Raw genomic sequence first — 13,954 nt, forward strand, 5'->3', positions numbered from 1 at the left:
AAAAAGGAAGCGAGGAGCAAGCTCCTCGCTTCCCGATCTATCCCGAACTTAGGGTTTCGGTTTAGACTTAGATCTCCCAATCGCCGACCGGAGCCGGGCCGTAGTTGAAGTAGTAGTTCACCATGTAGGTGATGTCAGAGAGGTCGATGTTGCCATCGGCATTGACGTCACCCAGATGAGCAAACGGTACCGGGCCGGCACCGCCGTGGAAGGCGTGGTTGGCCAGGTAGATGACGTCTGCCAGGTCTGACAGGTCGTCACCGTTGACGTCACCACGACCGAATCCGGCGAACTTGTTGGCGATATTGGCGAGCGGAGCATAATTCACGGCGTTGGCGTTACCGGTCACGCCGGAGAGGCCCCACTGCGCCACGGCAAACGTATACGTATCGTTGGGACCGAAGGTGACGTCACGCACGAAGGTGTGGTGAGCCTCACCGTCGCCTGAGCTCATAGGAACTGTGCTCAGACCGATCGGGTATTCGGCCATGTACTTATAGGTCGAATCCCAGTACGTATCGTAACCCCAGAAACCGCCACCCGGATCGCCGGAGATACCGGTGATACCGCGGGCGCCGATCATGTTCGTATACGGACCGCCGAACGGAATCTTCGTCGTACCCATGGCGTCCGAACCACCCACGTTGAAGCTCCAGGCGGTAGAGATCGGGCGGCTGAAATTAACCGAGTCAATGGTACCGCCGTTTACGACGATGTCGTAGTCGGCGTAGTGACCCATTGCCCAGCCATCAACCGTGCCACCATTGCGCTCGGAGATTTCGAACACGCAGATGGTCAGGTTGTTCAGGTACTCGAGATTCAGACCGGTCGGAGCGTCTTCGACACCGATCGTCCGGGCGTTGACATACAGACCCATGGTGGAGTCGTTGTCAAAGGCGCCGGCCAGATCGCTGGTCACGTTCTCCCAGCTCCAGACACCGTCAAGCTCGAAGTTCTGGACGGAATCCAGATAGCTCGAGTAGACGACGTTGACCGCGCCGAACGGCGAGTAGGTCAGGCCGTCGAGCGAGTATTCCGGAGCATCGGTGAGCGTACCCACAGCGGGCTTGCACTCACCGGAGACGTAGTTCGGATCCGGCTGCAGCGACACAAACGATGCTTCTTCACCATCGAGCGGCGACGTACCCGTCGTCCAGTCGTTGGAGTTCATCGCAATGCGGCGCTGGCTGACGCCGTAGACGTACGAGCCACCGAAGTAGAGTCCGTCGTTGCCGTCGATCGCAAAGTTACCCGGACCATCCGGCGGGTTCCAGTCGCCGGTCGCGCCAACGCGTCCGGTATTGGTAACCAGCTGGAGGTTCGCACCGCCGACGCCGAAATGCAGCGTGGTGGTGTCGATCGCACAGCCACCGATCAGGGACAGCGAGACCTCAGGAGACAACGTGTTGTCATTGAGGTAGTAGTCCGGATCGTTGCTCTGCAGCTCGAGGTAGAAGCGATAGATGCCGCGAGAGATCTGCGACTGATCCACACGGACTTCGATATCAGCAACCTCACCGGGGTTAATCGAGAGGTTGTACGAGCTGACGACGAGGTACGGCGGAGCAGCCGTGGCGGCAGTGTTGACGCGGTCACGGGTTACCGGCGACTTCACGTTGGTTTCGGGATCGAACATACCGTCGATCCGGAAGCCTTCGGTCATGCCGTCGGCCAGCGAGGCCGAGCGGGCCAGCAACTTCGTGGGTACGCCACTGCCGAGGATCTTGCCGCTGCCGCTGGTGCCGTTGGAGACCTCATCCGCAACCATGGTCAGATCGAGGACGTCGCAACCAGCGTTGGTCAGCATGTCCTCAAACACGATCGTGGTGTCGGGGTTGGTCCCGAACGGAACACCGGCGCGCTCACGCCACTTCAGGACTTCAAGACGCGGACGGTTGACGCCGGTTTTGGCCAGCGCGAACACGGAGCCTTCGCTAGAAACGAAGACCATCGTGTCGGCGACCATGGCGCCGCCCGAACCCACGTTGATGAAGCCGTTGTCCGGCGTGGTGCCGGCAAGATAGTCGATACGACGATGGAAAATCTCTTCACCTGTCGACGCGTCGAAGCAGGAGAGATATCCAGTCTCGTTAAATGCATAGATCTGATCGGGGAAACCAGGCTCACAGGTCATGATACCGTCGGTGTAGTACCGCAGGTACGGGCGCTCACCGGCAGATGAGGCGGCCCAGATCACGTTGCCGTTGACCTTGTTGTAGGCGATCAGATCGCCGCCCGACGGCGGCGTGAAGAACGTCGAGAACGACGGGATGTACACCGCGTTCGCGTCGAGCAGCGGATGCGCATAGGTGGAACCGTGCGCAGCCTTGGCTGCCAGAATAGCGCCGTTCGTGGCGTCGATGACGTAGAACACGCCGGCGTTGGTGCCACCCGAGACGATCGAGTTAGCATACACACGCGGCGGGTTACCACCACCAGCGGCTTCGTAGGTGACACCGCTGCGGAAGCCTTCGTCGCTCGTGCCCGCTATCAGGCCGTAGATCGTCTCGGCCTGGAGGCCGGACGCCGCGGACAACTGCCAGACGACGGCACGGGTGAAGGCGTTGATGCAATACAGGTCACCGAGGAAACCGACAATACGAACGCCGTAGAACAGGTTATCGACACCGTTGGTGGCGCCGTTCCGCGAGGTCGTCGGCGCGAAGCCGGACAGAACCAGCGGGCCGGCCCAACCGGCGTAGGCAGTACCATCATCCGCATACCGCGCATGGATACGGCCCTGGTCACTGGCGCAGAACAGAACGTCGTCTGTACCGTCGTTCAGGACCATGAAGTTGCCGAAGCGAGCCGTCTGACCGGCGGGACCCGGAAGCGTAATGCTCCAGATGGGCGCCAGCGAAGGCCACGCGAGGGCGCTGACCGTCGGGGTGTCACCACCCGCGAGGAACAGCACTTCGGTCGGCGAGCCGCCGATGTCGATTGTCGCTACCGTCGGGATACCCCACGAGTTGGTACCGGTCGGGATTGTCCCGGCGATCGTGCCGTCGTCGAGGTTGAAAACGACATATTCGTCGTTGAGCGCAACCACGGCGAGGCCGTCTTTGATCATCGGGGCGGACCAGTTCGCCACATCGGGGTAGTTAACGGTCCAGATATTGGTCAGGTCGCAATACGCATCACCCATCGCGTTGCCGGAGTGACCGGTACGCGCGAAGTCATGCTGCAGAGTGACCCACTCAGTACCCGGGACACAGGGGATCTCTTCAACGGGAATGGTGCAGAATTCCGCAGCCATCACCGCGTTGTCGTCAGCACCAACAGCATCGCCCAGATCGAACCAGGCAGCGGAACCGACGCTGTAGTACTTGGCGCCGCCATTGATTTCAGGACCGCCGTCCTCTTCCATGGCGTAGTAGAAGTACTCGGTCGCCGGATTGGCGGAAACGTCTTCATATCCGATGAAGAAGTCGCCAACAATCTGGAGACCACCAGGGATTACCAATTCGTTCCACCCAGGATAAGGAGTCAGGTCGCCGAAATTGAGGGTCGCGGAGCGATACAACTCGGCACCCGGCATTCCTCCAGCGTCGGCCCAGACAACGACTTCCTGGGAGTATGTCGTCGCCGGCTCTCCGAACAGGGTCGGATCGATGAACTGCCAGTAGATTCTATCCAGGCGGTTCACCTGACCAGCGGAGACGCGCTGAGCAAGGTTCAGCGGCAGGCCGTAACCGGTGGTTGCGCCTGCGTTGAACAGCTGCTGGAACTTGCAATCGTAAAACTCGTCCTTACACTGCGTCGTCCGGAAGAAGAAACCGATCTCGAAGCCGATTTCGGTCATCCAGGTCGTGTTCTCCCGAGACAACTGCCAGCCGACACCGGGCGCGCCATAGTACACCGAACCATCGTCGGCAACATTGCTCGCATCGGTGCTGGTCGGCAACAGAATCTGACCGTCCGCCGGGTTGGGGCTGGTCATCCGAGCCGACACGTGCCAGGGGCCGAAAACGACCGGGGGCGTGGTCAGCGGGATGTCAAGCACCTCAAACCCAAACAGTCCGGGCGTGCCACCCGAAGCCGGGAAGAGGCTCGCCAGACCGCCGGGGATCAGCTGCGAATAAAGGGGTCCGCCTGAAGCATCGATGTTACCGGTACCATCGTCGGGCCAAATTTCGATATTGACCGCGTTGGTGCTGGTGCCATCGTAGGTGCCGTATCCGGTGTAATGATACAGACGGACAGCTTTCACCGTTTCCGGACCTTCCGCCACGAAGCGCTGGCCGAACCCTTCGAGGGTCGAGCCGTCGCCCCAGACGTTGTCCGGGACCGCCCAGAGGTATACGCTTCCGCCTGCCACGCCATTCTGGGCGAAGCACTCGGAGTAGTATACGCACTGTTCGGAGGTGATGATGAAGTTGACATCGGTTCCGTCACCGAACAGATCAAGAACCGTATACCAGACGCCACCGGAACGATACGAGCTGCGCCGGGTGCCGGTCGCGGTACCACCGTTGACCGGGTCGCCGCCGTCGTCAGAGGCGAACAGTACACATTCGCCGCCGGCTGACGTGCTGAGCACAGACACGTGATAGTTCTCGTAGCCCTGGAGTACAACAGGGGCTGCGGACCACGGGAAGTAATAATAGCCACCGGCGAGGTCCTCAGCCAGGGGGCCGAAGCTCTCGGTGTAAATTACGTCCGCGTCGTCCGGAACACCGGCCAGGTCGCCGTAAATATTCAGCGTCACTTCAGCGCCGGCCTGGACTTCGAACATGTAGACCCACGAACCGAGCAATTCGGCGACGTGGTTTTTGGGCACGTCAAACCGCATGGCCAATTCGCTGGTGCTACCGCCGCAGCGAGTCCAGCTGTAGAAAAACGCCGTTCCGGCATAGTCGGTGTAATCCTGTTCATAGCATGCAGAGGTATCGGGGCTGGAAACGCCAGCGCGCTCCTGAATCCCGTAAATGGGACCCTGTGCGTCTTCAGCCGCCCGCTGGAAATCCTGCGGGTGGGTCTGGGACTGCGGGAGCATCGCCTTATCGGGCACACCGGTGGCAACACGCTCGATCTTCTTCGAGGTGACACCATCCGGGGTGTCCGAAAATGCCGTACCGCTAAAAGCCGTGATCAGGCCGATAACGAATACCGCGATTAACAGTCTTCTTAACATTTAAATCCTCCTTAACAAGGAAAAACCACAAACTCGCCTCGGCAAAGCGGGACCCATGCCAAACCGGTCGATTGAATCGGCGGTCATGCGGCATGTATCGCCAGTCTCGTTGTGTCTAGGGAAGGGTGAGACTATACTTTGAAAAAACGAATTCATTCTCTTCCTATCTTGGAGTCGGGAGCCTATTGCTGCTGGAATAAACTCCCAGTAATCAGTTGTGTGAAAAAACCTTGCCTCTAGAAATCTCTAGTTATCCGGCTAATTGGTCTGGTACCTCCTGTAAAGCACACGCCTTACGGTTTGGGTTTATGGTGGAGAAAAACACCAATTGTAGGGTGGGGAACAAACCGGGAAACCGCCAACCAACAGCCCGAGCGGGTAACACCCAATAGGACATCACCGCGCAGACCATTCCCAGCGGGGGAATTGCGATTCGTTAGCAGTTTCTACGTTTGTGAAGAGATATCCGTTACTGCCGAATCAATTTGTGGCTCTCTGATTCGTTCGTAACGATTAGCACACGCTCACCTGTAAAAGTACGCCATTTCCAAGAATTGTCAACACTTAAAATGGAAATAATTTCCCGCAGAGCCCTGTCGTTCTGGGAGAGACGCGGGCCCCGTCCGACCACCCGCGGAGACGCCAATGTCAGGTCGAGTAAGCATTGTTGTACGCGAATCGTACGCAGTCAGAGCCGGCCGGGCAGTCCTGCAACGCGCCTCCATCAACGGGGCGCGCGGCCGTGCCTGTCCAAACGGAATCGGATCGACGCTTGTTCGGTCGGTACGGGGAGGCGGATGGGCCTGGTGAGGACAGAGAGGGAAGCAGTCCGGCCAAGAGGCTCGGAGCACGCCGTAAATAGTTGATAAACAGGCTGGAAGCATGCCGGAGCACGGACCGGTCTGACTTAGCGCGCGGGAGCATGGCCGGGGAGAGACGCGGTGCTCCCGTGGAGCGAAGCGTGGTGGGCCGGGCATCGTGCCGCGGTCCGGCAGGGAGCATCGAAAAAAGCGATTCCTTCCGGTCCTATAGATTACCATATTCACTGCCGGGGAATCGACTATCGAACCCGAAACACTCACGTGTCCATCTGGGAGGAGCCAGGTCCATGCCACGTTTGACGCTGTTAAAACTCTCACCTTCCGGTCGCCGATTTCTGCGGCGGCTGGCGGTGGTGGTCATCGTTGTCGTGATCCTGGTGGGCTTCCGGCTCGTTCAGGAGATTGGCCCGGAGCGGGAGCCCGAAGCCCGTTTTACGGCAGTCAGGGTGCTTGATGGGGACACGATCGAACTGGCGGGCGGCGACCTGGTCAGGCTGCTCGGAGTCGATACGCCGGAGCGCGACGAGCCGCTGTTCGACGAGGCACGGATGTTTGTTGAGCGGCTCGTGCTGGGCCGGCAGCTTCGGCTGGAATTCGGCGAGTCTCGCCGCGACCGATACGGACGGCTTCTCGCGTTCGCCTATGCCGACACGGTTTTCGTGAACCGAGCCATTATCGAGAACGGTCTCGGTTATCTGTATTTGTTTGATGACAGCCCTTCCGACCGTGCCGAACTGCGGGCGATGATGGCGGCGCAACAGATCGCTATTCGTGATCGAGCGGGACTTTTGGGTCTGGACCGGGCGCAGGAGCCGTATTATATCGCGTCGCAGTCATCCTATCGGTTTCATCGACCGGGGTGCCGCTCGGCCGCGAGCATCGCCCCGGAGCGAACGCGCCGGTTTGCCACGCGGGAGGAGGCACTGGCGGCCGGGCTCTCGCCCTGTCGCAATTGCCGTCCGTGAGCTCTGCGGCTGCCAAAAAGAAACCGCCCTCGATCAGGCGGCGGAAGTCATGGCATCTGCGAAGTCCAATCCTATTCTTCGAAACCTCTCCCCTCCAAATCCTCGTTGGCCGGTGCAGCCGGTTCATCGGTTGACAGCTTGCCGACATGCTCACATGGCTGGAGGCAGTCTGTCGGCGCCGGTCCGCCGTGAATGAGGAAGGTCGCGAGGTAGATTACATCCGAGAGGTCCACTCGGCAGGCGGGGTCGCCGTTGATATTGGCGAAGACAGCCGACCGGTGGAGGTTCTGACCGAAAAAGAGGAAATTCACGAGGTCCATCAAATCGCTGAGGTCGACCGATCCGTCGCCGTCAATGTCACCGGTCTCTCCGCCCTGACAGGCGGTGGGGACCACGAAGAACCGGACGGCGCAGGTGTCTTCGGCCAGCCCGTCGTTGATCGCCACAACGATATCGACCCGGCCGAAGTCGCTGTTGGAGGCCGTGAGCATCAGCATCCCGTTGACGGAACCGATAGATACCAGGCCGTCAATACCGCCGTCCGACAGCAGGCGATAGCGCAGGGAATCGGGACAATGATCGGCAGCATCGAGATCCACCGTCCGAACGTACCCGGCATCGGCGGTCAGGCTCGTTGTCGGGCAGTTCGTGAACACCGGCGCCTGATTGGTGACGGTCAGGGGGACGGTGGTGACCGGTGTTGAACTGCCGTTGGCGCATCGGGCGACTACCTGAATGGATAGAGCGCGGCCGACATCGGCTATCGTTGGCTGATAGGACCACAGGCCGGTGAGCGGGTCAATAGCGCCCGGGCCGGACAGCAGGGTAAACGTGGCTCCCGCGCAGCCGGAAGGGTTCGTCAGGTCGAAATTGTACTGGAGCAGGTCGCAATACGGAGCGGTGATACCTGCGGGCGAGACGATCACGGGCGGCTGGGTCTGGGCATGGGCGACGATCGCCGCCGACACAATCAGGCAGATCGCGAGCGAACCGACGCGTACGGGTCTGACTCGAGGCATGGCGCGCTTTCTCATGTTCTAGGAATCGGCACAGTGTTGATGGAATTAATATAGTGACTCTGACAACTTTGCCTACGGGAATCGATCGAGGGGGAGGTCGAATTCGGCAAGAAGAAGGACCGGCCGCTTCGGCGACCGGTCCCGGTCAGCAGTCCAAATCAATCGTGCGCGGCTACCCGCAGGATGGATCGCAGGGGGCAGGGCCCGGACCGGAGAGAAACAGATAATTCACGAGTCGGATCAGATCGGACAAGTCCACCCGGCATTCGGCATCACCATCGACATTCCCTTCCGCCATGCAATCGGCAGCCGATCCACCGAGGAAGAGGTAGTTCACGAGGTAGATCAGGTCCGACAGGTCCACAACCTCGGCTGTGTCGTCGTTCACGTTTCCGGTCGAACCCAGGCAGCAACCGGGGAGAATGCCGTCGAACAGCAGAGACCGGGCGTTTGAGACGGCGGCCGTGAGATCGCCGACTGCGCCTTCGTGCACAGTAATAAGGACCGTGAAGTAGAATAGCGTATCTCCCGGCATGAGAATTTCATTGGTCGCATACGTCATGAGCAGGTGCTGATCAGCCTCGCTGCCGTCCGCGCCGAAGCCGGTATTCTGAAGCATGATCTGATAAAGCGTGTCGGGGGGATAGCCCTGATTCGGTATCACCACGTCGGAGTTGAGCACCGTGCGTGCGCCGTAGGCGACAGGCGATGAGTTAATCTCGTAGCCGACCCCGGAGTAGCGCGCGGTCGCCAGCAGAGAAAGGCCGCCAAACCGCGCGGTGTGTGCCTGGCAGGACTGCAGATACTGATCGACGCCGCGCAGGTAGACCAGGTTTTGCGCGAAATCCAGCCCGCCGGTGTTGAGGACGGGCGGGTCGCTGGGGACGTCAAAGTCGACAGCCTCGCCGAATATGAGGTTGTAATGGGGCTGGCCGTCGTACGAGTATGCGCGGGTGCGCTGGATGATGAAGTTCGCGTTGTCGCCGGCATTGCGTGGCGCGTACCAGGTTCTGTCCATGCCGATCGCGCTGTCGTGGCTGACGAAGGTGCCTGAACCGGCGATATCAAAGCTGCCGGTGATCTGCGACTCCAACCACGGAACGGCGCCGATCACCGGGAACAGCCGCTGATCGGGCTGACCGATAAGGCGGAAGAGACAGTTGTCCGCCACCGGTCCGCCACCATCGTCGTGGCCGATAACGGGGCTGCCGTCGAACAGGTAGAGAACCGCTTCGGGGTCGCAGTCGCCCGACAACCGGTAGTCCATGTTGACCGTCCCGCCCGGCCCGCCGCTGCTGCCGACATTGCCGTCCGGCCTCACTACCAGCCGCAGGCTATCGGTGGCCACGGTGTCGGTGCGCGGGCTGCCGCCCGGGAAGTCGCAGGCGTTGCCCAGACCGTCTTCGTCGTCGTCCAGCTGGTCCGGATTGAACACCCAGATACAGTTGTCACAGGCGTTGCCGAAACCGTCGTCGTCGTAGTCCTCCTGCAGCGGGTTGGAGATCGAATCGCAGTTGTCGCACTCGTTGCCGAGGCTGTCCTCGTCGCCGTTGAACTGATCCGGGTTATACGTGCCGGGGCAGTTGTCGGCGAAATTGACGATCCCGTCGCCGTCGTCGTCAAAGACATTCGGGTTGTTGACATAGGCGACCAACAGGTCTCCGGCGATGTAATCGACGCTCACCACTACGCCCGAGGAGCCGAGGTCATACGTACCGCTGTTGGGGACCGAGGTGGGCGTAAACTCATCCTGGAATAAAACGTCGTCGGAAAACAGCGCACCCTTGCGTGTTTCAAACGGGTACCACCACTGGGCGGAATCGCTTACGGTACCGTTGGGGTTGGACGTGTAGTCCATCCCCGGATTGTAGCCGGCGTCTTCGACCGCCACGCGATAATGCGGGTACGTGGGAGTGCCGTTGTTGGACCAATAGGGGAGGTGATCGTCGACATGCGTGATGAGCAGCCCGCGGTCGAGCGTGTCGGCGCCCAGGGCCAGATACGGATAAAACCAGCTCGAGAAATCGGAGTCGGTCTTGTCGAACCGGGCCGAAGAGCGAGGGTTCCGGTACTCGAGCAGGAAGTACTCCAGACCATCGGAGCTGATCGGTATCTTGTACAGCGAGTTGAACCGCGATGTCTCGATCGCGGCGATGGCGACTTCCTGATGTTCGCCCGTCAGGATGGTCGGCTCGATGAATCCAAGGGTCATTTTCGTGTAACCACACATGTGGCTCGGGTTGTCGCCTTTTATCGAGAAGTAGCCGTAACCGCCGTATCCCATGATGTCCCAGTCGTACACGGGATGATCGTTGTTGTCGTTGGGGGTCGTAAAGGTCGAGAACTCGAGTTTATCGTCGTAGTCGTACAGATCCCAGTATCCGAGATTGTGCGTCGTTTCATGGCAGAAGACACGAATGCTGTTCAGCGTATCGACCCCGGTCAGTTCAATCGGGTTGACCGGATTGTGCAGCGGTCGAAGTTCCGGCGACGTGTTCCAGCGCGAAACCATGACGCCGTCGAACGGCCCCGGGCCATAGCCGAGCTGATAGATGTACGCGTACGACCAGATGTCGTTGGGGTCGTGGCTGTCTTCTTCGCCCGTGCCGGAGCGAACAAAAATCACGGCGTCGGCGACATTGTCTCCGTTGGCATCGTATTGTGAGAAGTCGACGAAGGCGTCGAGCGCCGGCAGTATCGATTCAAAATCGAAGTTGGGATTATACGTCCCGGCGTTATACCAGTCGATCACGTCCCCGGACACCGCAAGTTGACCGTAGGTATTCTCGTGAAACCAGTCGGCCATCGATCCGGTCGGGTAGACGTTTCGCGAGAACAACATGCTGTCGATCGTCTCCCGGCTGTAGATGCCGGGGCGGTCCGACCATTCCACCAGAATGGCAAGCACCCTGAGAGTGTCGCCGTCAAATCGCTGTTTGGCGATTGTCGCGCTGTCTTCGGGTGTCAGCGCGCTTCCGGCGGCCTTGCCGAACATGGCGATGATTTCCTCTTGCGGGATGTCGGTCACGATGGCTTGGGAAACATCGGCGTGCGCGATAGCTGGCAGAAGCAGGCTCATCGCGCCGGCCAGCCAGATAAGAATATGACGGGGTGTCATCAGCTCCTCCCACAAATCGTTGCAAAAAGTGAACGGCTCCTTTAGAAAAGATAGCTGCTCGTGCAGCCTATCCAAGGAGTTTGTTTTGTTTGAGATCAGACCCTGCGAACGGAAAAGACCTGCATGTGCGGTGAGGAGAGTGTATAATAGTGTAATATGAGAGCCCTCAGTTTTGTCAGGATCATTATCTGTGGTGTGGTCCTGTTGCACAGTATAGGGGCCGGCGCTCAAAGCGGTGGCACTGGAGGCGCAGCTTACAGGCAGTCCTTTGAGGAACTGACTGCATATCCCAAGGATCCCGATGAGGCCCAGCGAGTGCGGGTCTGGCTTGGGCTGGAGCGGAAGTCCAACTGCCGGGTGACGGTCGATATATTCGATCGCCAGGGAAGGCCGGTGCGCCAGCTGATGAGCCGGCTGATGAAGGCAGGTTACTACAACCTGTACTGGGACAAAAAAGACGACAGCGGCCGGTATGTCGACGACGGGACATACGCCGTTGTCATCAACGACTGCGGCAAAATAAAGAACGATTCCGTGGTGGCTTTCTACCGGCCGTGGGAGCGGTACAGCTCGCTTGAGGTTTTCGGGGAGCGCTCGTCGCCGGTGTTTCGGCTTACCCTTGATGGCGACTCCGCACTGACCCGGCTGGCAATCGTGACGCTCCGGGCCGACACGGTCGCCACCGCTCTGCCAGACACGGTGCTGATATCGGGTGTCCACGAAATCCCGTTCCCGGTCGGGGCTGGTCTGACGAACGGCGCGTATTTGGTCGTGCTGCTTATTAATGAGGAGTATGTCCGCGAGGAGCGGTTCCAGTATACGCCATGATACGCCAAAGTATTACAGCCGCTCTTTTGGTCCTATTGGTCGGTTGTGCGGGGAACAGGCCCGGCGAAGAGACGATGCAGCCTGCCGGAGTCTGGGAGACGGCCTGGGTCGATCCGGAAATCGTAGTTTCGACTGATCTTCTGACGGTGATCAAATCCGCGCGGATTGACTCCTTTCTGGTCGATCTCACCGCGGATACGGTGACGCCCGGGAGGGGCCCCGCTGATCCCGAAGTCACTTTCGAGCTCGCCAACACCGATTGCCGGGTGGCGGCCAACGTGGTTGACGGGCATGGGCGGGTGGTGATGCCGCTGTTGCTTCAGCTACTCGGGCCGGGCCATTACAGGCTGACGGTCAACAAGGTCGTGCTGATTCAGCAGGGTCTGCCGCCGGGCAATTACGCCGTCACCGCATCGGTCTGCGGGGCTCGACAGGTGCGTGAGTTCTCGGTGCCGTAACCCTCCAGGTTCTGACGTTCTTCAAAGATCTTCCGTGACTATCTGAAAACCCCGAGTAGTGATTAACCGCCAAATTTGTCCGGTGTCCGGCGTTTGCGCCGCTCATCTGAATGTTCGAATATTGAACAGTGGTCCCTCTCAGCGACTATCCGCCATCGCCGATATATGGGAAAGAGCCCATGCCCCGGCATGGAAAGTTACGGCACCAACGAGGGATACATCGATGCCCAACATACTTGTTGTCGAAGATAAAGACTCGATGCGGACGATGCTGAGCCAGACCCTTACGGAAGAGGGTTACCGGGTCGATACGGCCGAAGACGGCCGGAAGGCGCTGGATCTGGTCGCGAACAAATCATACGATCTCGTCCTGACCGACCTTCGCATGCCCAGGCTGGATGGTTTGCAGGTGCTCAGCGGCATAAAGGAAATCGACGCCGACACGGCAGTGATCGTGATGACGGCGTACGGGACGATCGAAGATGCGGTGAATGCGATGAAGAGCGGCGCGTACGATTTCATCACCAAGCCGCTCGACACCGATCACCTGTGCGTGCTGGTGAACCGGGCGCTGGAGAACCGCCGCTTAAGGGCCGAAAACGTGTTGCTTCGCGAGGAAGCGATGGCCCACCAGGGGTTCGGCAATATCATCGGTCAGTCCCGCAAGATGGTGGAGTTGAGCCAGCTGGTACGGAAAGTGGCGACTTCGGATGCATCGGTACTCCTGCAAGGCGAGTCCGGCACGGGCAAGGAGCTGATCGCACGCGCCATTCATACGCTGTCCAACCGCAAGGACAAGTCATATATCACGATCAACAGCGCGGCGATCCCGCGCGAGCTGCTGGAAAACGAGTTGTTCGGTTCGGAGAAGGGCGCGTTTACCGGGGCTCACGCGCGCAAGATGGGCAAGTTCGAGATCGCCAACGGCGGGACGATATTTCTCGACGAAATCGGCGACATGGACATTTCCCTGCAGGCGAAGCTGCTTCGCGTGCTGCAGGAAAAGCAGTTCGAACGGCTGGGCGGCAACAAGACGGTGGATGTCGACGTGCGTGTGATCGCCGCGACCAACATGGACCTGCAGGAGCTGATCCGGCAGAGCAAGTTCCGCGAGGACTTGTATTACCGGCTGTCGGTGTTCCCGCTGGTGATCCCGCCGCTTCGGGAGCGGATCGACGATATCGCGCTTCTGGCCGACTACTTCATCGACAAGTACTGCCGTGAGATGAAAAAGGGCCAGAAGTCGCTGACGCGGGAAGCCTCGGCGCTGCTCGAAAAGTACCACTGGCCGGGCAACGTGCGCGAACTGGAGAACACGATCGAGCGGGCGGTTATTCTGGCCGAGGGGAAAAAGATCTCGCCGGACCAGCTGGCCATCCGTCTTCGCCGCACCAGCGAGATTCAGTTGCGCGACGGCGCGGGGTTGAAGGAGATCGGCGCGCACGCGCAGATGGAGGCCGAGCGGGGAACGATCCTGCGGGTGCTTCGCGAAGTACGCGGTAACAAACGCAAGGCGGCGAGCATTCTCAAGATCGACTACACGACGTTGTTCGACAAGATGAAGAAGTACGACATAGACAAGGATGCAGTCTAGGTTGGTAGTATTCAGGG

7 protein-coding genes are annotated in these 13,954 nt (G+C 59.6%); 4 read left to right on the forward strand and 3 right to left on the reverse strand.

The window, feature by feature from the left end; all coding sequences use genetic code 11:
- Window positions 1–67 precede the first annotated feature (67 nt).
- Entirely contained in the window at window positions 68–5,134 is a 5,067-nt protein-coding gene (locus RBT76_11015; GenBank protein MDX9858313.1) for a PQQ-binding-like beta-propeller repeat protein, read from the reverse strand.
- Between the two features lie 1,108 nt (window positions 5,135–6,242).
- Here RBT76_11015 and RBT76_11020 point away from each other — a divergent pair.
- Window positions 6,243–6,920, forward strand: coding sequence for a thermonuclease family protein (locus RBT76_11020; protein MDX9858314.1), 678 nt, complete (start codon window positions 6,243–6,245; stop codon window positions 6,918–6,920).
- 71 nt (window positions 6,921–6,991) lie between these two features.
- Here RBT76_11020 and RBT76_11025 read toward each other — a convergent pair whose 3' ends face one another.
- Window positions 6,992–7,939, reverse strand: a complete 948-nt coding sequence (locus tag RBT76_11025) for a hypothetical protein (GenBank protein MDX9858315.1) — start codon at window positions 7,937–7,939, stop codon at window positions 6,992–6,994.
- Between the two features lie 172 nt (window positions 7,940–8,111).
- On the reverse strand, window positions 8,112–11,057 hold the full coding sequence (locus RBT76_11030; protein ID MDX9858316.1) for a hypothetical protein: 2,946 nt from the start codon (window positions 11,055–11,057) through the stop codon (window positions 8,112–8,114).
- 156 nt (window positions 11,058–11,213) lie between these two features.
- Here RBT76_11030 and RBT76_11035 point away from each other — a divergent pair, with 156 nt between their 5' ends.
- The 3 genes from RBT76_11035 (at window position 11,214) to RBT76_11045 (ending at window position 13,937) form a co-directional block, all read left to right on the forward strand.
- The gene (locus RBT76_11035; protein MDX9858317.1) at window positions 11,214–11,885 is read left to right on the forward strand and encodes a FlgD immunoglobulin-like domain containing protein; all 672 of its coding nucleotides are present in this window, start codon (window positions 11,214–11,216) and stop codon (window positions 11,883–11,885) included.
- Between the two features lie 74 nt (window positions 11,886–11,959).
- Complete coding sequence (locus RBT76_11040) at window positions 11,960–12,343, forward strand: hypothetical protein (GenBank protein MDX9858318.1); 384 nt, start codon at window positions 11,960–11,962, stop codon at window positions 12,341–12,343.
- Between the two features lie 223 nt (window positions 12,344–12,566).
- Window positions 12,567–13,937, forward strand: coding sequence for a sigma-54 dependent transcriptional regulator (locus RBT76_11045; protein ID MDX9858319.1), 1,371 nt, complete (start codon window positions 12,567–12,569; stop codon window positions 13,935–13,937).
- The last annotated feature ends 17 nt before the right edge of the window (window positions 13,938–13,954 follow it).

Source organism: Candidatus Zixiibacteriota bacterium (assembly GCA_034003725.1).
GTDB lineage: Bacteria > Zixibacteria > MSB-5A5 > GN15 > FEB-12 > WJMS01.